Raw genomic sequence first — 21,862 nt, forward strand, 5'->3', positions numbered from 1 at the left:
TGGGGATGATGCCTTCCGACGCTGAGGGATGATGAGTGGACGGCTGGCTGATCACTTAAGCCGGAACAAGTCTGAGCGGGTTATTATCCCTACAGGCTTTCCCTCTTTGTTCTGAACTATAACAGCGGGATGCTCTTCAAGGAGATACTTAACAACCTCAATGTCCTCCTCCTCATTAACTATTGGAAAAGGTTCCTCCATGACTTCCATAGCTTTTCTCTCGTAGATGTCTTCGTATTCCAGGCTCTTTCTCACAAGTGTTTTTTCAGTTACAGATCCAACGACTTTGTTTCCTGCAATCACAGGAACCTGGGATATGTTATGTTCATTCATCAGCTTAATTATCTTATCCACTTGATCATATGGTTTAACAGCAATTATCGGAGAAGACATGACATCTTTAGCTTTAAGCTGAGCCTTTTTACACTGAAGAAGGGCCTCAAGAATTCGATTAAAAGTTGAAAGTCTGGGATCAACTTTTCCACTCTCAAGCTTAGCTATATACGCTTGGGTAACACCTGCCCTTTTAGCAAGTTCCTCTTGGGTAATTCCAAGCTCTTTTCTGATTCGCCGTATCTCTCGCGGATCAATGGGGCGGGGGAGAATTACCATAATAACCACCGGTTATTAAAATTAACTTTGAGGATTATAAAAGTTTTGAAATTGTGGGCCGGCAACAGAGACTCCCCGCTCATGACTCACGGGGGCGGATGCACCGGCCCTATGGGCTCGGCGTGAGCACACTCCGCTCATCGAGCCCGAGTTCTTGCGGAGGCGGGTTCGACCGAGCCCACGAGGGTACGAATTGTACCCTCGCTGTCGGCATTAGTAATTGGGATGAGGGGAATTTAACCTTTATGCCGTGCTTATCAATATCACACCAATCACTGCCATTACTAAACCGGTCAGAATCTTGCTGTTTGGAGGTTCTCTCAGAATAAGAATAGCCAATGTTGCCGAGATAATCGGGTTTATAGAGGAAACTGGTGCTGCAATTGGGGAACCAACTAAACTAACAGCCTTCACAAAGGAATACTGTCCAATGAATAAGCCTAAAAACGCTGCTCCTGCTAATGCTGTTAATTCTCTTCTTGTGATTTCCTTTATTTCACCTTCATACCTCTTCAAGAACACGCTTATGCCCAAAGCAGCAAACATCATCCTAAGCCCGGCCAATGTAAAAGGGGAAATTTGAGCAGAGAGCCATTCCATGGTAATTATGGCAAAACTCCACGATAACGGAGCTAAGAGAGCAAATACAAATCCTTTCATATCCAAATGTTCCTCTATTTCCCCCTGCCGCACAATTATAATAGCGAGGACTATTAAAAATGCACCGAATATTATCTGTGGGCGGATATTTCTTCCGAGAAACAAATATGCCCATAAAATTGCCCAGAGGGGATAAGATGAAGTTATGGGCACCGTTCTTGAAACACCCATGATTTTCATGGCATTAAAGAAAAAGTAATCTCCGATAACAAACCCGAACTGGGCAGATACAAATGCAACCATAAGCTGAAGAGGTGTCAAGTTTAAAACTTCCCTCCAGTTTCCATTAACCATAAAGAAGACTGCATAAACTACTGCAATAATATAGAGCCTAACTATGTTTACAGTTATTGCACTTTTGTTCCTCATGCTCACCTTTATCAGTATGGAAGAGAACCCCCATCCAAATGCTGACAAAAGTGATAGTACCACTCCAAATATCAGAGTGTTCATGTGATCTTGTCTTCCACTTAGCTTAAAAACTTAACGTTTCGACAAATATCATAAATGAATTTATAAGCATTTAAAGTTGAAAGATTTCAGATGATGATCTCGGCAGAACTGAGCTCTGCAATGATGAGGATCTTGAGTGCTGATAAAATTAAAAATCAGCGAACAAGGACGTTTATTCTCTTTGGGACAATATTTATGCCATATTCCCTTGAAACGTCTTCCATAGCCTTCTTTATTGTCTTAATAGCATCCTCTTTTATTTTATCGTCAGAAATTCCTGAAAATGTCCCAAATAATCCCCCAACTTCCTCTTTTGCAAAGCTGACTTCAAATATAACTTCCACGTTTGAACCCGTGAAGTTCCAGTTCATCTTGAGCCACTTAAAAGTGACCCTCGGAAGCAACTTAAGGTCGTTCTGAACTCTTGATTTCAAAGTTTCCATAGCAGGTTCAATACGGCTTTTGAGCAACGTTTGCTCTACATCTTTTTTCTTGTCTTCAGTTAGGAACGACAGCTCCTCAATACCTGCCTCTTTAAGAAGCTTTTCTACCTCTTTTTCTATTTCCGATTTTTTCTTGAGGATTTCTGCAGCTTTTGTACTTACCTGAGATTCCATGACACTCGATGGTTGCTGGGGCATTATACTTTCAACCTCTACCCTGTGCACCCACACATATTTCTTAAGAGCCTTCCCTATCTCCCGAGCATGCTTTTTAGCAAGAGCGGTCACAAATGATTCGATCTGGATTCTGCTCATATTGGCTGCAGAAGCGTGAAGCTTTATGTTGATTTCATGCTCTTTTCTTCCTTCGACCTCTACTTCCATCTTTTCAACTCTAATCCCCGCATCTTCTATGTCCCTTAGAAGGGCCTTTGAATAGGCACTAAAGTATGTTCTGAACTCCGGATCGATTGTAAGAGATATCTTGGGAGTAACTTGAACTGTCGGCGGCTTTTTAAGTCGCCACAGCTCAACCTCTCCTCTTTCTTTTTCCTCCATAGTATCAACTTTCTCACCAGCTATTACGTTCACCTTTACGGTTCTAATTATTGGCTTCAGCCCAGAAACTCTCCCTATAACAGGTATGTGCCTGTTGGCAAAGAATAGAATCTTTCTTTTTGCAATTTCAATGCTCTTTTCATCCCCGACATTTGCATTGAGTTGAATTGTTAAGTATACCACCCCAGTTCCAATTTCACCGCGAATTTCTACGTCATTAAGGACTGTATCGTTCATCTTCTTAATCTCATTGAGAAGAACTTTTGAGTACTCTTTGAATGCCTCTTCAAGAGCCGGTTTAAATGCTTCGCTTCCAATTATTTCAATCTTCACCTTAAGCTCTTCTTTTTTAGCTACCTTTTGAGAAGCTGGTTTAGGAACCTCTTTAGGAACTTTGAGTGGCTTTTCCTCCCGGGGTTTTTCTATTATCTCTGGAACTTTTGCCTTTTTCACCTCTTTGACTTTCTCAATTTGAGGTGCAGGTTTTATTCTCTCCTCCCTCTTAACTTTTTCTAAAACCTGTTCCAGGAGTTTCTCCTTTTCAAGAACTTCAGAAAACTCACTCTGCTTGGGAACTCCGAGGAATTCCTCAATGCCAATTTTGGGGGTTGCGCTGTAGATCTCAATGTTGTCTGCAATAGACAGCTTAAGCGTTATCTCATCGAGAGTATATACATCAACGACCATTGGGTTTGAAAGGAGCAACCTGAGAGCATCCAGTGCTTCCTTTCCGATTACATCCCTATTCGCGATCAGAAACTTTCCATAAGCTGCGAGTATCTTCGAGTTGTCCGTTAATACCGTGAAATAGTATTTCTCATTAGAGTCCTTGGTAAATATTTTGATAAATGTCCCATTAGCATCAGCGAGGGCTTCACGGATAAGTGATACAAAGTCATCCTTGCTTGTGGACACAATATTTTCTTTAAACGGCTGCATTTTAGGTAGCTGCATATTTCACCACCACATATACCATTAGGTATATATATCACTACTCTCCAAAAATCGTTGAAAGGGCATTCTTACTAAAATACATCCACGCTAATATTTAAACATTATTGTATTAAAGGTGGGAAAAATGAAGGTCCTCATACTCGGTGGAGGAGCAATCGGAAGAACTATCGCAGAAGCTTTGAAAGGGGAGTTTGATATCACAATTATTGAAAAAGATGAGCTACGAGCCAGGTCACTATCTGAAAGTGGCTTTCAAGTTGTTCACGGTGATTTTTCATACACTGCCACTCTACTCAAGGCGCACATAGATAAGGCCGATTTAGCGATCATTACAACAATGGATGTTCCCACAATAAAGCGCACCATCCAAGTAATACGCTCAAACAATAAATCTATTCCTATTCTTACGATTCTTCCTGATGATGTAAGCCAGGAGGATATTGTGAATCAAATTAAGGAAGAATTTGAAACAGAGGTTAAAATAGACTACGCTGTATCTCCAAGAAAGGCTATCTCTAAGGTCGTTGTTGATATAGTTGAGATGTTTGGGGAAAAGAAGAATGCAAATCTTCTTGCTAAAAAACTCCAGCAACTCAAACAAAAAGGAGACGGTCTTCTGATAGTTATGCACGATAATCCAGATCCAGACTCCATGGCAAGTGCGGCAGCATTAAAGACAATAGCACAAAACTTCGGATTTAAAGTGCATATAGTGTACGGTGGAGAAATTACCCATCACGAAAATAAAGCCCTTTTAAATGTTCTTGGAGTTGACATGAGCAAAGTTTCAAGGGGTTCTTATGAGATTAAAAGATACCCTTTCATTGCTCTTATAGACTCCCAACCCAATGGAAATCTTACAATTCTTGAAGAGGACGATTTCAAAAAGATTCAAATTATCATTGACCATCATCAAATTCTTCAAAGCCTTAAAGAAAAGCTGCCCCAAGATGCATTTGTTGATATAAGGCCAGAGGTCAACGCAACTTCCTCAATACTTGCCGAATACTTTAAAGCTCTTAATTTACCACTAAACGAAACCCTTTCCACAGGTTTGTTTTATGGTATTTATGTTGATACAAAGAAGTTTTCAAAGCTCAGCCATGTTGACCTAAAAGCCATTGAATTCCTGGCAGAGAAAGTCAATTATGAGCTCCTTGATAAAATCGAGCATCCGGATATCTCAACAGAAACCGCTGAGATCCTCGCCAGAGCAATTCTTAACAGAAAAATATACAAGAATGTGGTTGTTTCGAACGTTGGATTTATAACGAACAGAGACGCCATAGCGGAATCTGCCGATTTCCTCCTAAGGCTTGAGGGGATAACTACAGTCCTTGTTTTTGGAATAGTTGATGATAGAATTGAGATATCCGCCAGGACAAGGGATGTGAGAATCAACATTGGAAAAGTCCTAAAGGATGCATTTGGGGACATAGGTAGCGGAGGAGGTCATGCACAGTCTGGAGGAGCAAGGATAAGCCTTGGGATATTTAAACTGGCAAAGGATAAGAGCTCCTTACTCAGACTTGCAGAAGAGGCTATAACAGAAAAATTCCTTGAAGCATTGGGAGTAAAAGAGAGCTGAAAGGGTCACTCCTCTTTGGCTTTAACCAAAATGATGTCCCCAATCGCGGTGACCCTGTCGTAGGGAATTCCGACTTTCTCGCCGGGTAATCCAAGGGCTAAAACCTTTCCATGCCCTCTGTCGATGTCAATCAAGACCTCGTCAACATAGCCAACGTAGTATCCTTTGGTGTTGTATATCTGTTTCCCATAAAGTTTTGACAGTCTCATTACCATTCCAACCACCACATCTAAGTTCTTTTTTCTGCTTTTAAATTTTCTTCTTAGCTGTCTGAGCAGTTTCAACAAATGCTTTGAACATGCTCATTAAAAGACTTATTCCCGCCCCTGCAACACCGACAAGAACAATGCTCATCACCGAGCCCTCAATCTTGTACATCTCAACATTCCTAAACAGAATGGCTGCAAGGATAAACCCTCCAAAATACGCAAAAGGCGTGACTGCTATATCTAAGGTGCTTGTTGATTCCACGATCCACATCACGAAGACAACCAAAGCTAAAAAAGCAAAAGCATAAGACACTTTGAAAGGAAAACTAATCCACAGGAGATGAAGGACAGTAGTTATCAAAAATCCCAATATGAATGCATATCCGCTGGCGTTAATATTCCCTTTAACCATGCCAAAAATACCGCCCAGTATTAAACCTCCAAGATAAAGAGGCATGAGTTTTTCCATGGCTGTATATGAAGGATACACCATGACTATCAGAAAAAAGCTTAAGGTAATGCCCAGCCCTCCAAAGCCAAGTATGCTCATAATTTCTTTCTTCATCTTATCACCTTCAGCTTTATTCTTGAGCCATCTTTTAAGTTAAGCTCCCTCCTTAAGTAAATGGGTGCTATAACCTCGGCGATTCTTGGAGGGTGTATGGTTCTTGAGGGTATCACTATGGCACCTTCAATTCCGTTTATTTTAACTTTATAGGCTCTAACATCCCCAAAAGTCCTTCCATTCTTAACAAAGCCTGGAATCAGTATTGGTTTGACGTTGCATAGTGCATCAAAAATAGTCTTTGGGAAAATTATCTTTATGTTGAGTGTGCCGGGATATGGTTCAAATCCAAGATACTCCCTAATTAGGGGAGCATACTGTCTCACATAGTATGCCCCTTCTCCAAGTCCTGAAATAACTTCTCCAATTATCACCCCCTGATATAAAACATTCGAGAGTTGTTCATAAAGCTCTTCCAGGTACATCAGAGCTTTGTCAGTCAGCTCGATGCAGGTTTTCTTTCCTTCAACTGTGCGCGTTATATATCCTTCTTTTTCAAGTTCATCAAGCCATCTTAAAACAGTTTGGGGAGAGACCTCAAGCTCTCTTGATAGCTCTCTAAGGGTAATTTTAACCTTTTCACCGATTGCACCGTTTTTTGCAATCTGTAGGATTAATTTAAGCTTTTTCATTTTTCAGCACCCTTTGAAAGTTTATCTGCAATTTTAAGCGGCTTGGGGTAGCCGTTCTCATTTACCATTTCTACAATTTTTGCTGCAGAGTTCAAATCAATTAAATTTCCAACGCTTACATAAGCTTTTCCCACTTTCACAAGAGAACCTTCTGGATAACCTCTCAAAGGCTTCTTAGCAATTCCAATCGTCGGTTTTTTAAGCAGCAAACCAATGTGAGACGCCAAACCGTAGCCCCTTGGATGAGCTTTGCCATGTCCCTCAACTAAGAGAACATCGAAGGTTTCTCCTCTTATTGCCAATAAAACTGGTCTTGTTTCCCTCAAAAAGAAAAATGTTGGGATATATGGAAAATCAACGTTAGTCTCAATGACTTTAGCTTTCAAAATCTCACATGAAGGAAAGGAACACAAAACAAAAGCCGCCTTTGCCTTGCCTTTTTTATATGAAACATCAACTGCACCAATTGTTTTAATTCGCGAAATATCCAATGGTTTTTCAACTATCCTTTTGCTGAGCTTTCTCTGCACTTCAGCAATCTTTTTAAAGTTCACATTAGCTCTGCTCATTCCTTCAAAGCCTCTTCGAGTTTTTCTTCTAAAGCTTTGTTTATCTTTGCTCTTGTTAAGTCTTCAAGAGTACGCTCAAGAATATAGCGTGCTTGATCCTGCTTCTGTCTTATATTAACCAATCCCTTTGGATATTCAAGAGTCATGAGTTCTTCATAAACACTCTCCATGAAGTGATAGACTTCCTCTGCTTTTGCAATGTCCCCATTCATGAGCAGAATTAGGAAATACCTCCTCAGCTCACCAATGAAATCTCCAATGCCTAAGACATAATCTGCCTCTGGAATTTCAAGTTCTCTTGGGGAAGGGAAGTCTTGGTCTTTCAGATAGCTGTAAAAGAGCATTGCTTCCACAAACTCCTGATGTGCATTTTGAACATAACCCGTGAAATACAAATCTTGGTGGTTTTTGAGCATATTCTTGAGGTGTTTAACTAATTCCTGAGCTTTATTGAGCCTTTTCTCAGCCAACTCGAAATTCCCTCTATGAAGAGCCTTTATTGCATCACCGCTTAAACGAACAATATCTCTTGTTGTTTTTAGAGCTTCCTCTCTAAGGGCATCTTTTTCATCAAGAACCTCTCTGATTTTGGTTATTATCTCTGCAATTTTCATCATCTTCACCAAAACTTGTTAGAGGAAAAACTTAAAAAATATGGGCTTGGCATATCCCACCGCCTTCATCGTCAGCCGTTGTCGGCTTTCCTCAAGCGGCCCCGGAGGCCAAGCCCTGTCCGCCCGGCATCGTCCCTCGCGCTCATAGCTGCCCAAACGCTCACGCGGTCGGGCCACCGGGCATGGTCGGATGTCCACTATTTTATCCCCGCCATGAATTTTAAGGATTTTCTCTGTTTAATAACTTTCAGTTATATTCTCTGCATAAAGATATGCCGAAAAATATATAAACGGACCTTCAGAGCTATGCATGAAAAGCTTCACAGGTGATGCTCATGGCAGAGAAAAAGAGGAATATAGTTGTGGAAGAGCTCATTAGGACTCCAGTAGAGATGCAGAAGGTTGAATTAGTTGAAAGAAAGGGAATTGGACATCCGGACAGCATAGCCGACGGTATAGCTGAAGCGGTGAGCAGGGCTCTTTCAAGAGAGTACATCAAAAGATACGGAATTATACTCCACCACAACACCGACCAAGTTGAAGTTGTAGGCGGTAGGGCATATCCAAGGTTTGGTGGCGGAGAGGTCATAAAGCCGATCTATATCCTTCTCTCAGGTAGAGCCGTTGAGTTCATTGATAGAGAAATGTTTCCAGTCCATGAAGTTGCCATAAAGGCCGCAAAAGAGTATCTGAGAAAAGCTGTTAGACACTTGAACGTTGAGGAACACGTTGTTATTGATTCAAGAATTGGTCAGGGAAGTGTTGATTTGGTAAGCGTATTTAACAAAGCAAAGGAGAATCCAATTCCTCTGGCCAATGATACCTCATTTGGAGTCGGTTATGCCCCTCTCAGCGAGACGGAGAAAATTGTTCTCGAGACCGAGAAGCTCTTGAACAGTCCAGAATTCAAAAAGAAGTGGCCGGCTGTTGGTGAAGACATCAAAGTTATGGGTCTAAGAAAGGGAGATGAGATAGACCTTACCATTGCTGCCGCTATTGTTGACAGCGAAGTTGCCAATCCAAAGGAGTACATGGAAGTTAAACAGGGAATTTATGACGCTGTTAAGGAGTTGGTTGAAGAACATACAAGCAGAAAGGTCAACATTTATGTGAACACCGCAGATGACCCAGAAAAGGACATATACTACATAACTGTCACCGGAACATCAGCTGAAGCTGGTGATGATGGCTCAGTTGGCAGAGGCAACAGGGTTAATGGGTTGATTACTCCAAACAGGCACATGAGCATGGAGGCTGCCGCAGGAAAGAACCCAGTCAGCCACGTCGGTAAGATTTACAACCTCCTTGCAATGCTGATTGCAAATGACATTGCCAAACAGATTGAAGGGGTTCAGGAGGTTTACGTCAGAATTCTCAGCCAGATTGGAAAGCCAATCGACGAGCCCTTGGTTGCAAGCATACAGATAATTCCAAAGCAGGGCTACAAGATTGAGAGCTTTGAGAGAGATGCCTATGAAATTGCAGATGAATGGCTCGCTAACATAACAAAAATACAAAGGATGATCATAGAGGACAAGCTGAATGTTTTCTGACTTCCTCTTGACCTTTTAAATTTTGAAAGAGCAAAATATTCAAACAGTCAAAACTTGACCATTCTGCTTGAGGATTCTCAAAAGCTTGGCTTCTTGAGCTAATGCCATAGCCTTCTCTCTTTTAACAACAGCAAGCTTTTTTGAAACACCAACTTTTCTTTGGTACATCATCCTAACAAGCTTGGCTTCTTCAAGCATGAGCAACTCTTTATGTTTCTTGACGACTTCCAATTTTTTCTGAATTAACCTCAAATTCTCCATAACGGTTCACCTGAAAATCTATTATTCACTCCTCCCTTAAAAAACTTTCGTTTAATACCTAAGTTTACTTCGACAATCAACTTAAATAAACCATATCTTTAAAAAGCTGAAGGTTAAATTAATTTCAGGTGAGAAAATGATAATTGCAGTGAGCGGAACCCCCGGAGTGGGAAAGACCACAGTTGCAAAACTTTTGGCAGAAAAACTCGGGTACATGTATGTCGACCTCAAGAAATTCGCAATTGGGCATGAGATTGGCGAGATTAAAGGGGATGAGCTCGAGGTCGAAATTGACGAGCTGGCATACTTCATTGAAAAAGAGCTTAAAGGAAAAAACGTTGTTCTTGATGGACATCTGAGTCATCTTATGCCTGCTGACCAAGTTATAATCCTACGCCTGCATCCAAAGATTATTGGAGAAAGATTAAAGGAGAGGGGCTACAGCAGAGAAAAGATAAGTGAAAACGTTGAGGCTGAATTGGTTGATGTCTGCTTGGTTGAAGCCATTGACACGCATGAGAATGTAATCGAAGTAGATACCACTGGGAAAACACCAGAGCAAGTCGTTGAAGAAATCTTAGATCTTTTGAACAAGGGTGTTAAAAAGAGGGTTGGGATTGTAGATTGGACTCAGGTTTATGAGGAAGTCATCCCGTACTTAAATTTAGGGGGTGAGTGATATGGGACTTGGGTTGTGGTTAAGGACTGGCGTATTAATGGCGTTCCTCACCGGATTGCTGATGGCATTAGGGTACGTGCTCGGCAGTGAGACAGGGATGATCTTTGCATTTATATTTGCATTAGCTATGAACTTCTTCAGCTACTGGTACAGCGATAAAATCGTTCTCACTTGGTATAGAGCGAGAATAGTTGATGAAATGGAAGCCCCAGAGCTTCACCGCATAGTTGAGGATCTTGCGAGAGAAGCTGGAATACCAAAACCAAGAGTTGCTATAGTGCCTACTGATGTTCCAAATGCATTTGCAACTGGTAGAGATCCAAAGCATGCGGTTGTTGCGGTAACCCAAGGCTTACTGAGAATCTTGGACAGAGATGAGCTTGAGGGCGTGTTAGCTCATGAGATAAGCCACATAAGGAACAGAGACATTCTTATCCAAACTCTGGCGGCAGTTATGGCTGGGGCAATCATCATGATAGCCAGATGGGCCGGCTGGATGCTCTGGCTTGGAGGATTTGGAGGCAGGGACAGGGAAGGTGAATCGGGAAGTATCCTGGGAGCAATAGTTCTGATTATTCTTGCTCCAATAGCTGCAATGATGATTCAGATGGCAATAAGCAGGGCAAGGGAGTATTTAGCAGATGAAAGTGGAGCAAAGATAAGCGGCAAGCCGTGGGCACTGGCGAGAGCACTTGAGAAAATTGAATATTATGTCTCAAGGAGACCTTTAAGAGATGGCAACCCAGCAACAGCTCACATGTTCATCATAAACCCGTTCAGGGGAGTAAGCCTTGCAGAGCTGTTCTCAACCCATCCACCGACACAGAAGAGAATTGAAAGGCTCAGAAAGATAGCAGAGGAAATGGGAATGTACTTCTAACAAACTTTGCACAGCAAAGTTTGATCAAAAATATTTGCTGCTTTTAACTTCATTTTTTTGTGCATCTCTTTTGGACTTCTGCAGTGCTTTCTTCTAGAGTCTTAGTGATAGAGCTTCATCCCTCCTTTAACAGCAAAACTAATCTTTTCCTTGCTTTGCATTAATTACAGAATTAGATTAATTATTTAATTCGTTAATTAAATCATCGACAAACATTTAAGCGCTTTTATGAAAATTTATTCGGTGGTTGTCATGAAGGCTGTGAAAGCAACTCTTTTATATGATGGATTGGGCAATCTCAAAAAGAACATCTACATTGTTTTTGACAAAGAAATTAAGAAAATCACAAAAGAGAAGCCCAAAGATGCTGAAATAATAGCGGAAGGAGTTGTGACGCCCGCGTTTATTGACGGACACTCACACATTGGGATGGAGCGCTATGGTGAGCCCTATCAGGAAGGAGAAGCAAACGAGCAGATGGATTCAGTTCTGCCTTTAGTTGACGCTTTGTACTCAATTTATATGGACGACAAAGCTTTCAAACACTCAATTGAGTTTGGAGTTCTGTACTCTTCAGTTCTACCAGGAAGTGGAAACATCATCGGAGGAAGGGCTGTTCTGATTAAAAACTATGGAAGGGACATCGAGGATGCATTTATGAAGTACGTCGGCGTTAAAGCGGCTTTTGGGTACAATCCAAGGTCAACTAAGGAGTGGAAAGGAACAAGACCGAGCACAAGGATGGGAGCAATTGGAATTCTCCTGAATTGGCTCATAAAGACTCAGAAGACAATTGCTCTGCTTGAAAAAGGTAAGAAAGAGCCTGAGGAGATTGAACCAACTGTTGAAGCATTAATCCCAGTTTTGAAAGGGGAAGAGCCTCTGAGAGTTCACGTGCACAAAGAGGATGATATAGCAGCACTGCTCATGATAAAGCGCAAGTTTGGGCTTAAGATAACCATTGAACATGCTGGTGATGTTCACAGCAAAGAGACGTTTGAGAAGATCAAGAAAGAGAATGTTCCATTGATCTATGGTCCATTCGATTCTCTGCCCTACAAGGTTGAGCTGAAGCATGAAGACTGGAAGAATGCTAAATACCTCATTGAAGTGAAGCCCCTCTTTGGGCTTATGAGCGACCACCCGGTAACGCTTCAAGCAAATCTTTACCTGCAATTGAGGCACTTCATAAGGTTAGGAATGAGCAAGGAAGAGGCGATAAAGATCATCACCCACAACAATGCCAAAATCCTCGGGGTAGATGACATTCTGGGAAGCATCGAGAAGGGCAAGTGGGCTTCGCTTGTCGTCTGGAATGGTGACCCGTTCCACATGGAGAGCTACCCAACGCATGTATTTGCTGAAGGCAAATTGATTCACGAGTGGGAGGTTTGAGATTTTCTCCTTTTTCGTTCACGTTTTGTGAACAGATTGTTCATGATTTGTGAACTTGACTTACGCTTTTTTTCTCTGAGTTGCCTTAAGGTAGTTTCATGATTTTTCATAAGAATCTACATCTACAGGGATCACAACTACTCTAAAATCTTCTCCTCACCAAGCGGTAACACCAAAGGCCTTGATAGATGCCTCCTTGCATCTGGTGGGACTTCGTAAATTTTCTTTTGCAGCTTTCTTGGGACTTCAACAGGAATCAAAACTTTAGGCATTTTATAACCGCACTTTTTGCACTTCAGGTAATCCCCCTTGCTCTTCATTGTTCCACCACATTTTGGACACTTCGGCTTTCTATACTCAATTTTCTTAGCCAGCTTTACTGGATAAAATTTCTCAAGATTGAGCGTCAAAACACCTTCAAACTCCTTTACTCCCCCAGCCGCTATAATCTCATCCCCTTCAATCAGCATTCTTACGTATCTTCTGAACCCTTTTGTCGGTTCAAATGCAGCAACCCTCAGCCTTCCGGTTCCATCGTCAACTTCAAAGAAGACGTGCCTTCCTTTTTCCCAGTAACTCTTTACAACTTTTGCTTTAATTACAGCATTATCGAATTGTTTAAGATCTGCAATCTTTTTGAACCTTAAATGTTCATCCGTGCTCTGATTCGTCTTAAAAATCTGGTAAAATTCGAGTGGCTCTTCAATTGTTATGCTTTCAAAAGCCAGAAGAACCTTATTTTTGTCAATTCCTCTAATGCCAACCAGAACAGGGTCTTTGCCATGAGGGGTGATTAAAACCGAGCCCTTATATGGATCAACGTTATCGTAGGTGAAGGGATAGAACTGCCTATCCATCTCAAAAACGCTCTCTCTGTTTACCTTTCTTGGGGTTCCCCAAAGCCTTCTTTTTCTATATGCCAAAAGCTCATAAGTAAACTCTTTAAGAGGATGCCCAATTGCCGCCAATGCTCCGACTATTCCTCTTCCAAGTTTAAATTTGTAGATTTCAGCATCAACGTCTTTAGCAACTTTTTCTGCTTCTTCAATACTTATGTGCTCCCAGATAGCCCGATAAGTAAACTCAGTCAGCTCTTCTGGAATTTCCCCCTCCAAAAACACCACACCCGGATTCGTGTTCTCATGAGTTAGATCGGCAAGTTCTTCAACAAATTCGAGAACAAGATTCTTAATCTTTGGAACATCTTCTTCATCAGCTTCAAAGCTCATTGCAACTGCACCGTTCCCTCTCGTCTTGTAGGGAACGTTGGGATTCAGCCTGATCAGCTTCGGCAAATCTAAGGGCTCCGCTAACCGTGAAATTTCTCTATAGAGCAAAGCTCCAAGATATGTTGTGCACATGCCATTTGGTGAGTCAGTGTCGTCGAGACCTATGTGAAGCATCATCAAAGCGTAGAAAAGAAGAGAACGTTAAAAGCTTTCCCATTCATCCTTAAATAGCTCGTAAAATAAAACATCAGCAAAGCCTTCCTCTGGGATATGGACGTGCTTTTTTAGCCTTCCCACGAGCTTAAAGCCGTTCTTTTCAAGAACCCTTTGCGAAGCTACGTTATATTCATAAACCCTTGCATAAACTTTCCTTAGATTGAGCCATTTGAAGCAGTACTCCAAGGCCAATCCTACTGCTTCCGTTGCATATCTTTTCCCCCAGTACTGCTTGCTCAAAAAGTACCCTATTTCAGCATGCCCATTCTTGTGATTAATCTTATGAACTCCAATCAATCCAACGAGAGAGTCGCTCCTATTCTCAATAACCGCAAAAACTCTGTGTTTCTCTTTCTCCCTTCTGATTCTTTCGTACCATTCCATCTCATCTTCAAAGTAGAACACAGCATCTGGTGAAGATAAATATCTCCTCACATCTCTGTCGTTGTACCACAGCCAAACCTTCGGTATGTCCTCTCTCAGTAGAACGCCGAGAGAAACCTTCCTCCCAGTTAGGATTATAGGTCTCTGCATACCATACACCTTAAATTTTTAAGTTCTTTTTCCTATTTATAAATGATGATGGAAAAGGAGAGATTGATTAGAGTCGTCGAGAGCATCTTGCGAGGCACAGGATTTAGAACCGCGAGAATGGAGTTTAAGGGTGCATGCTTTGACTTAGTGGCGAGTAGGTTATTCCTATTGCTATTCATCAAAGTTTTACAGAACATTGACACGCTCACAAAAGAGCAGGCTGAGGATTTAAAAAGATTAGCTAAGTTCTTCCAGGCTTCTCCGCTCATAGTTGGGCTCAAGACAAAAAACGATGAGCTTGAGGAAGGGGTAGTTTACGAGCGCTTTGGAATCTACGCATTGAATCCACAAACCCTCTACGATGTGATAGTCGAAAATGAACTGCCGGCAATCTTCGCTGAAAGAGGGGGCTTTTACGTCAAAATTAATGGAGAGTATCTAAGATATTTGAGAGAAAAGTATGGATATAGCATTGGTGAGCTTGCCGAGCTGTTGGGAGTTTCAAGAAAAAGCCTGCAGAATTATGAAAGAGGAGAACAGGCCGTCAGCTTAGATGTTGCCATTAGATTGGAGGAGATATTCAATGAGCCCCTGGCTAAGCCTATTGATATCCTGCATGCAAAAGTTGAAGCTAAGCTTGACGTAAAGCCAGAGAACGAGCTTGAAAGGGAAATCTTTGAGCGCTTAAAAGCTCTTGGGATGGGAGTTGTTAAAATTAAAAAGGCTCCTTTCAATGCAATTTCGAAAGAGGAGGAGTTCAAGATTTTAACAGGGATAGACCAGAGAAAAACCAAGACAACAATAAAAAGAGCTCAGATGATCAATGAGGTCAGCAAGATAATCCACAGCGATGGAGTCTTCATTTTGGAAAAAACAAAAACTGAAGTTGTTGGAGAAATTCCGCTAATACCTAAAAAAGCCCTCTCAGAAATTAGGGATGCTGATGAGCTAATTGAGATGATTGAAGAGCTGAAGAAAGAGATAAAGAAAAAGATTTTCAGCTGAAAATTACTTTTTTCCAGATTTCCCTAACTTTATTCACGTATTTTGCTGGTGAAGCAATGAGCACAGCCCATCTTGGAGTTTGTCTTCTCTTCAGTGCGTTTGCCAGGGGAGTAACTTTTGTAAGGGGCTGAAGTTCTCCAGTGTGGAGCAGTACATTGATTTCCGTCGCTTTTAGTCTTGGTTCACTGAGCATTAGATCTGCAATTGAGAACTCAAGAATCACCTCACCTTCCTTGGCTCCAACAGCATCCGCCAAGTTTCTCTCGATTTCCTGCCTCCTCTTGACGTTTCTGTATGCGCTCAGCAGTTCTTTCTTCTCCTCTGCAGAAAGCTCATCTGCACTTGCCAGCACAGCTGCTTTGTATATGTCCCTGTATTTAATGCGCCTTGCAATTTCACCGGGGTAGCCTTCAAGGTCCTCAAGCTCTACAAAGACTCTGCAATCAGTCATTTTCCAGAAGTCCCAGAGATGGCCTTCTTCAAGAGCAAACTCCAAAGCTCTCGTTAGCATTCCTTCGGCAATTTTAACCGTATGATGGAAGTAAACCCTTGAATACATCAAAGCTCTGGCAACCATCATCCCTTCCACTGCCTCAATTCCTTTCTCATCCACCACAAGCTGTCCCTCATGGATTTTCAGGACTTTTAAAAGCCGCTCAATGTCAATAATGCCATGGGCAACGCCAGTATAGTGGGCATCTCTCATAAGGTAGTCAATTTGATCAACATCAACATCTCCATGGAGCATTTGACCCAAATAGCGCTTCTCGTATTTGCCTAAAATCAAGTCAGCGACTTCTTTTGGGGAATAACCATAACTTTCAATTATTTCTGGAATGAACTCTCTGCTCTCTATCTCTCCATCAATGATATCTATTTTTCCGAGGATTATGTTTTGACCAAGATGCATGTGGTCGTACTCTTTGACATAGTGCTTGTAAATCTGCTCAAATGTGTGAGAAAACGGTCCATGTCCAATGTCATGTAACAATGCTCCCATTTCAAGTAAAGTTTTCTCATCTTTATCAAGCTCGATCTCTTGGGCAAGCCTCCTCGCTATGTTATAGGCTCCAAGGGAATGCTCAAATCGGGAGTGGTTTGCTCCTGGATATACAAGATATGCCAAGCCAAGCTGCCTTATGCTCCTAAGTCTTTGGAACTCTGGAGTCTTTACTAAATCCAGAATGACTCCCTTGATTTTCATGCTTCCATGAATGGGATCATGTATAATTTTCCCGTCCACCATCCTCACCTGAAAGAATTTCAGAAAAGCGTTTTAAATAGATTTTGGCAATTTGACATTTTTCTTTTATCTTTTACAAGCCTCGCCTTTCAGGACGGGGTACGGTGTTCTGCAAATTAGCCATTAAGCGGGAAAGCGACACTCTTTTAAAGCCTAAAAATAATACTACAATTTGAGATGAAGCGTTCGGTAACGGTTAAACTTCAGCCCTCAAAAGCTCAAGAGAAGATCCTCTTCGAATTAGCTCAAGCTACAGCCATAATCTGGAACAAGCTCAACTACCTAAGGCTCAAACAATTCAAAGAATTTGGGAAAATAGACTTTAACGGAACAGAAAAAGAGGCTTATTACTGCTTTAAGGATTGGATTGGCGGCTCGACAGTTCAGCAATTAGCCAGAAAGAACGCTGAAGCGTGGCGTTCTTTCTTCTCCCTCAACAGGAAGAAAAAGAAGGGTGAACTGCCCGAATGGTTTAAACCGAAACCACCAAAATTCGTCAAGGAAAAGAATGGTAAAAAACTCTTTGTAATCCCCCTTAGGAACGACCAGTATCAGATTGATGGGAACGTTATTGAATTGAGACGTCTCGGCAAGTTTGGGAAACTCAAAATCCAGTTCAAGGGCAGAATACACTTGAAGGGCAAGCAAGGACGCTTAGAAATCGCCTATGATGACGTTAGGCGGAAGTGGTATGCCCACATTAGCTTTACGGTAGAGGAGAAGCTTGAAAGTGGGGAATGGGTAAGCGTTCCGAGAAAGCCAAGGGGAAACCTCTCTGCCGGAATTGACTTGGGAGTGAACAATTTGATGGCCGTTTATGTTGAAAACGGTGAGAGTTTTCTGGTTAATGGAAGGCCACTCAAAAGCATTGATTTTTACTGGCGGAGGAAGATTGCTGAGTATCAGTCAAAACTTAACAAGTCAGGAGCTAAAACGAGCAGGAAGCTCAAGGCCGAGCCCGAGGGGCTGATTTTTGGCTTCAATGAAGCCCCTCAAACCTCCCCGCCAATGGCGAGGGGCTAAGCTAAACCCTCACCGTTCACGGCAGGGAGGAGGTCAGAATTTATTCCGCTTTGCTGTTGTCTACACAAAGAACTAAGCATCAAAAAGAAAAGAAAAAGTCAAATATCCTTGCCAACAATGAAGATTCTTTTTGTCTTGCCAGGCTTTTGTGGGAGCCCTTCTCTGACTTTTTCTGCTGGAACTGCCTCAATTATGAGCTCAGCCTGTTTTGAATCTTCTACTTCGTATCTAACAGGGTTGTTGCCTTCATATATCAGACTTCTAATTTCATCTTCTATCCCAGCAGGCTTTTCTCCTACATAGCCAACCCTTATGATGGCTTTCGGCTTTGGATTGCTGGGTGATAGCGGATGGTAAATAATCACAAAGTCAATTAAGAACGGATACCTGTGAACGATGCTAATAATCTGATCGAGATACAATGTTGCTCCTGCCAAGCTTATTGCATCCTTTATTCTGAGTATGCTTTTTATTTCTCCGTTTTCGACCCTCGCCAGATCCCCAGCATCGTAGTTGAACAGAGGCAGACCTGTCAGCTCGCCTTCTTTCATTATCTTCGTTACGTATATCTTGTGATATTCTTTGTATTCCTCTTCTTCGATGCTTTCTAAAACTATTATGGACTCAGGGAATGAGAAGTTGGTTGTCTTTTTCTTTGTTACAATTCTGTATCCCACAGCGCCCTCCTCAGACATTCCGAGTGCGTCTATTATCATTGCATTTGGGAAGTTCTCCAATGTAGCTTTTGCCAGCTCTTCGGTCAGCGTCTCACCTCCAACGAGGATTACCCTGATATCATTGCGGATATCTTCTGGAAGCTTTAGTCCAAGGAGAAATGCCGTTGTCGTTAAAGAGAACAGCACAGTTGGTTTTATTGATCTCAGTTCGTTTATCAACAGATCAGGCATGCGGATGAACTGGATAGGAATCTGGAAGTATGCAACCTTTGCTCCAAGCTCTTCGACAGCTCCATACCCCATAATGCCTGAAGCAGACGGCAGTGGGGGAAAGAAAGATGCTATCCTGTCCCCTTTCTCAAAGTATTCATAAAACCAAGGTATGAACTGCCTTGCAACTCTCCTCTTATCATCTATTGTGTAGGGTATTCTCTTTGGCTGACCTGTTGTTCCGCTTGTCCTTACGATGGTGTAAAAGATATCGTAGTTTTTAATGTAACTTGGCCATACCCTTTCAGTATTATAAAGATCTTTTGGAAGTATGTGAATGTTTTTAACTTCGGAAGCAAGTGTCTCTGGTGTCATGCTCTCAATATCAATCTTGGAGAATTTTTCTTTCCAAAATTCAGTGGTTTCTGCTGCTTTTTTTGCAGTGTATCTTAGCTCTTCCAAATGTTCCAGGGCGGTTTTGCCAACGACCAGCTTTGACATAAAAGACCACCATCTTAAATATCTCTGAAAAATATTTAAGGATTTGGGAACTAAATTGATAAGACTTCAATTTTTAATTGAGGATTATACAAAACTTTTAAAAACTTGTGAAACAAAAAAGATTTCATGAGATATGCAGAAGTAAAAGAGATGTACGATGATCCTTTTCATTTAGATGAGAGCTCCGCAATACAGTATCTAAGGAACATCTTTGAATTTCACTTCCAGAATACTCCATACTGGCATGCTGTTGAGAAAAAGCGGGGGATAGATTTGGACTCTATTTTTGAAGGCAGCCTTGAAGAAACTGTTGAGAAAATATTCAATTCTGGTCTCTCTATTGAGAGTGACGAATTAAGAGAAAACTGGCTTGGATTTTTACCAAGAAACTACAAGGGCAAACTTAGATTCTACCAATCCTCTGGAACTACAGGACCGAGGTCTTTTTGCCACTGGGATCATGAATATGTTGATCTGCTTGTTTTTTATCTTCGAAGGGCTCTTGACGAAGTTTATCATCTTGATGAAACGTACAACGATTCTCATCAACTGCGAGCCCTGCTTCACGGACCATACGGCTGGTATCAGGAAGAAATGAGTGAACTGGTATGGTCATATGGGGGAATTCTATATTTTGTTGCAACTGAGACTGAGGGCTTAAAGAAAATTCTTGAAAAAGAAGGTATTCAAGCTGCAATGAAATATTTGGCTCCTCTTGTTAGATATACCCAAAGGGTTCTTGAAAGGGATGAAATAAACCTGATAAGAACTGCCGTACAGTTATTGGATATTTTCAAGCCTTTCGGTGAAAATCTTGAAACCATAATGTTGAGCGGTACCAGCACAACGCCTGAAGTGATTAAGCATTATCAGGATTACTTTGAAAATTCGGTATTCATTCCCCTTTATGGGTATTTTGCATTTGGAGATGCTATAGGGGTGCATAGGGGTAAAAATATTCAATACTATCCCAACTATCCCTTCACAGTGATCTTACCTCTTGTTCCTGAGAATGGAAGATACAGAATCGCCAAGTACTGGGAAAGAGGACTAACAGGTATAATCATTGCCAGACCTGAAATATTGATAGTGAAGATTGAAGATGAGCTCATAACGAGGGTTCCTCCTATAAAACCTTTTGAATGGGATGGATTTGCCAACCCAAGTAGGGAGGGAGTGTCATGTTAGGAATACCCCTATATATCCTTGCTGAAGTTTTACTCGTCATGACACTGGATTTATTAGCGTTTGTGTTTGTTTTCAGAGCATATTTAAAAACTAAGAGAAAATCTGCTCTGGTTTTCTCATTTGCATGGCTTTCAGATTTTCTAACAATACTCTTCGCAGGGTTTAATATGTACGTACTGAATTCATTCTTCATTGCACTGTTCGGAGCTCTGATCACTTATGGAATACTTATATTCTTGGAAGAGGAAAAAGAAACTTTGCCCTTGACACAGGTTCAAAAAGCCACTGTTCTGCCACCTCTTTTTGTCATATACTTGGTACTTCTGAAGAATTATGCTGGGATAAATGAGTGGACGTTAATTGTTGGTGGGTCTTGGTTTTTGGCGGGAGGATTTCTGATTTTTGCGGGTATTTTCCTAAGAAACTTAGTAAATGTATATGAAAAGAGCGTTCGGTATCTCTACTACGGTTTTGTCCTGTTTGGACTTCACCTATTACCCTATCCATTCTTTGCACGTGAGGAATGGTATGCTCCAATTGGACTTACAGCATCAACGGTTCTAATTGTTTTCCTAACAACGACCATGATACGTTTGGTCTTGTCTCCACGCTTCACGAAGCTATATGAGATCCCTGCTGAATCAAAAGCGAGGAAGATTGACCTAAAACCCGGGGTCTTGATTGTAAACCAAAACGAATACAAGCAACTGGAGCTAAAACTCAAAGACATGCCGGCGTTGGCGTTTTTGAGAAACATAACAAATGTTCCAGAGAAGTGGGAATACTTTTTTGTCACCACAGTAACTAAGGACGGTTCACAAAAAGTCGTATCCCCAACAGATTTAGCAAAGATAACTGAGCTCACATACAGATACCTTAAGGCGGCTGCAGATACTAACACCCCAGGTATTGTAATCATTGACTGTCTGGAATACCTTTTGGTATATAACGAGCCTACTTCAGTCATGAAGTTTCTCACCAAGCTGAGAGACCTGATCTTAGTTCACAAAGCAACTCTGATACTGGTTGCCGAAAAATCTGCATTAGGTGACAAAAACTGGGCATTATTAACTAAATTGCTTGGTGGATAAAAGAACTTATAAGCCAATGCAATGAATAATATATTGCCCCTGCGCGAGGACCCCGGGGAGAATGAACCGGGGGGCGATGCGGGGGCAACAGCTCGGTCATAGCGAGGTCCCCACGGGAGAGCCTTCCGCGTTACGGAGCACGATGACCGTGGGTAACCCTGACCGAGCACACTTCTGCCCGCCTGGGTTAACCCGCTTGAGAATGCCGTTCCATGGCTTCAATGAAGGCGGGGGTTACGGGCGGGCAACATATTTTTGTTTCTTCCTTAAAGTTATGGTACAAGTCGTTATTACCAAAATTAACAAAATGTAGATGATAG

Annotated in this window: 21 protein-coding genes and 1 pseudogene; 9 read left to right on the top strand and 13 right to left on the bottom strand. The window is 41.7% G+C overall.

Going from position 1 to position 21,862, the window contains the following annotated elements; translation table 11 throughout:
• Positions 1-51: 51 nt before the first annotated feature.
• The 3 genes from TERMP_RS02785 to TERMP_RS02795 all read right to left on the bottom strand — a co-directional run bounded on the left by TERMP_RS02785 (position 52) and on the right by TERMP_RS02795 (position 3,680).
• Entirely contained in the window at positions 52-612 is a 561-nt protein-coding gene (locus TERMP_RS02785) for a CBS domain-containing protein (RefSeq protein ID WP_013466836.1), read from the bottom strand.
• 243 nt (positions 613-855) lie between these two features.
• Positions 856-1,725, bottom strand: coding sequence for a DMT family transporter (locus tag TERMP_RS02790; RefSeq protein WP_048159733.1), 870 nt, complete (start codon positions 1,723-1,725; stop codon positions 856-858).
• Positions 1,726-1,880: 155 nt separating this feature from the next.
• On the bottom strand, positions 1,881-3,680 hold the full coding sequence (locus TERMP_RS02795) for a hypothetical protein (RefSeq protein ID WP_013466838.1): 1,800 nt from the start codon (positions 3,678-3,680) through the stop codon (positions 1,881-1,883).
• Between the two features lie 124 nt (positions 3,681-3,804).
• Between TERMP_RS02795 and TERMP_RS02800 the strand changes: the two genes are divergently transcribed.
• Positions 3,805-5,268 carry a DHH family phosphoesterase gene (locus tag TERMP_RS02800; RefSeq protein ID WP_013466839.1) on the top strand — a complete coding sequence of 488 codons (1,464 nt, stop codon included), beginning with the start codon at positions 3,805-3,807 and terminating at the stop codon, positions 5,266-5,268.
• A 5-nt stretch (positions 5,269-5,273) separates the two neighbouring features.
• Here the strand turns inward: TERMP_RS02800 and TERMP_RS02805 are convergent, their stop codons facing one another.
• From TERMP_RS02805 to TERMP_RS02825, 5 genes are read right to left on the bottom strand one after another with little or no spacing between them, the layout of a single operon-like run.
• A complete protein-coding gene (locus tag TERMP_RS02805; protein WP_013466840.1) occupies positions 5,274-5,483 on the bottom strand; it encodes a PRC-barrel domain-containing protein in 210 nt (69 codons plus the stop codon).
• 34 nt (positions 5,484-5,517) lie between these two features.
• Positions 5,518-6,042, bottom strand: coding sequence for a hypothetical protein (locus TERMP_RS02810; protein WP_013466841.1), 525 nt, complete (start codon positions 6,040-6,042; stop codon positions 5,518-5,520).
• Entirely contained in the window at positions 6,039-6,674 is a 636-nt protein-coding gene (locus TERMP_RS02815; protein WP_013466842.1) for a DUF120 domain-containing protein, read from the bottom strand. The genes TERMP_RS02810 and TERMP_RS02815 overlap by 4 nt, the downstream gene beginning before the upstream one ends.
• Positions 6,671-7,243: an endonuclease V gene (locus TERMP_RS02820; protein WP_013466843.1), complete on the bottom strand. Its 573-nt coding sequence runs from the start codon at positions 7,241-7,243 to the stop codon at positions 6,671-6,673. Before TERMP_RS02820 ends, TERMP_RS02815 begins: the two co-directional genes overlap by 4 nt.
• Positions 7,240-7,857: a translin family protein gene (locus tag TERMP_RS02825; protein WP_013466844.1), complete on the bottom strand. Its 618-nt coding sequence runs from the start codon at positions 7,855-7,857 to the stop codon at positions 7,240-7,242. The genes TERMP_RS02820 and TERMP_RS02825 overlap by 4 nt, the downstream gene beginning before the upstream one ends.
• 335 nt (positions 7,858-8,192) lie before the next feature.
• Here TERMP_RS02825 and TERMP_RS02830 point away from each other — a divergent pair, with 335 nt between their 5' ends.
• Positions 8,193-9,410, top strand: coding sequence for a methionine adenosyltransferase (locus TERMP_RS02830; RefSeq protein WP_013466845.1), 1,218 nt, complete (start codon positions 8,193-8,195; stop codon positions 9,408-9,410).
• A 39-nt stretch (positions 9,411-9,449) separates the two neighbouring features.
• Here the strand turns inward: TERMP_RS02830 and TERMP_RS02835 are convergent, their stop codons facing one another.
• Complete coding sequence (locus TERMP_RS02835; protein WP_013466846.1) at positions 9,450-9,671, bottom strand: hypothetical protein; 222 nt, start codon at positions 9,669-9,671, stop codon at positions 9,450-9,452.
• Between the two features lie 136 nt (positions 9,672-9,807).
• Between TERMP_RS02835 and TERMP_RS02840 the strand changes: the two genes are divergently transcribed.
• The 3 genes from TERMP_RS02840 to TERMP_RS02850 all read left to right on the top strand — a co-directional run bounded on the left by TERMP_RS02840 (position 9,808) and on the right by TERMP_RS02850 (position 12,625).
• Complete coding sequence (locus TERMP_RS02840; protein WP_013466847.1) at positions 9,808-10,350, top strand: adenylate kinase family protein; 543 nt, start codon at positions 9,808-9,810, stop codon at positions 10,348-10,350.
• A gap of 1 nt (position 10,351) precedes the next feature.
• The gene (gene htpX, locus TERMP_RS02845) at positions 10,352-11,230 is read left to right on the top strand and encodes a zinc metalloprotease HtpX (protein ID WP_013466848.1); all 879 of its coding nucleotides are present in this window, start codon (positions 10,352-10,354) and stop codon (positions 11,228-11,230) included.
• A gap of 252 nt (positions 11,231-11,482) precedes the next feature.
• A complete protein-coding gene (locus TERMP_RS02850; RefSeq protein WP_013466849.1) occupies positions 11,483-12,625 on the top strand; it encodes an amidohydrolase in 1,143 nt (380 codons plus the stop codon).
• Between the two features lie 137 nt (positions 12,626-12,762).
• On the opposite strand, the gene tiaS is transcribed toward TERMP_RS02850, so the two are convergent.
• Positions 12,763-14,031 (bottom strand): tRNA(Ile2) 2-agmatinylcytidine synthetase TiaS, encoded by a 1,269-nt coding sequence (gene tiaS, locus TERMP_RS02855; RefSeq protein WP_013466850.1) that lies wholly within the window; start codon positions 14,029-14,031, stop codon positions 12,763-12,765.
• A gap of 24 nt (positions 14,032-14,055) precedes the next feature.
• On the bottom strand, positions 14,056-14,604 hold the full coding sequence (locus TERMP_RS02860; RefSeq protein ID WP_013466851.1) for a GNAT family N-acetyltransferase: 549 nt from the start codon (positions 14,602-14,604) through the stop codon (positions 14,056-14,058).
• Between the two features lie 48 nt (positions 14,605-14,652).
• Here TERMP_RS02860 and TERMP_RS02865 point away from each other — a divergent pair, with 48 nt between their 5' ends.
• Positions 14,653-15,609 carry a transcriptional regulator gene (locus TERMP_RS02865; protein ID WP_048159734.1) on the top strand — a complete coding sequence of 319 codons (957 nt, stop codon included), beginning with the start codon at positions 14,653-14,655 and terminating at the stop codon, positions 15,607-15,609.
• Here TERMP_RS02865 and TERMP_RS02870 read toward each other — a convergent pair.
• Entirely contained in the window at positions 15,602-16,852 is a 1,251-nt protein-coding gene (locus TERMP_RS02870; protein WP_013466853.1) for an HD domain-containing protein, read from the bottom strand. The genes TERMP_RS02865 and TERMP_RS02870 overlap by 8 nt on opposite strands.
• Before the next feature lie 177 nt (positions 16,853-17,029).
• On the opposite strand from TERMP_RS02870, the pseudogene TERMP_RS02875 reads away from it, so the two are divergent.
• Positions 17,030-17,803, top strand: a pseudogene (locus TERMP_RS02875) (RNA-guided endonuclease InsQ/TnpB family protein); the annotation flags it as partial.
• Between the two features lie 170 nt (positions 17,804-17,973).
• On the opposite strand, the gene TERMP_RS02880 reads toward TERMP_RS02875, so the two are convergent.
• On the bottom strand, positions 17,974-19,263 hold the full coding sequence (locus TERMP_RS02880) for an AMP-binding protein (RefSeq protein ID WP_013466855.1): 1,290 nt from the start codon (positions 19,261-19,263) through the stop codon (positions 17,974-17,976).
• Positions 19,264-19,389: 126 nt separating this feature from the next.
• Between TERMP_RS02880 and TERMP_RS02885 the strand changes: the two genes are divergently transcribed.
• On the top strand, positions 19,390-20,451 hold the full coding sequence (locus TERMP_RS02885; RefSeq protein ID WP_013466856.1) for a hypothetical protein: 1,062 nt from the start codon (positions 19,390-19,392) through the stop codon (positions 20,449-20,451).
• A complete protein-coding gene (locus TERMP_RS02890) occupies positions 20,445-21,542 on the top strand; it encodes a DUF835 domain-containing protein (RefSeq protein WP_013466857.1) in 1,098 nt (365 codons plus the stop codon). Before TERMP_RS02885 ends, TERMP_RS02890 begins: the two co-directional genes overlap by 7 nt.
• The last annotated feature ends 320 nt before the right edge of the window (positions 21,543-21,862 follow it).

The organism is Thermococcus barophilus MP, from assembly GCF_000151105.2.
Lineage (GTDB): Archaea > Methanobacteriota_B > Thermococci > Thermococcales > Thermococcaceae > Thermococcus_B > Thermococcus_B barophilus.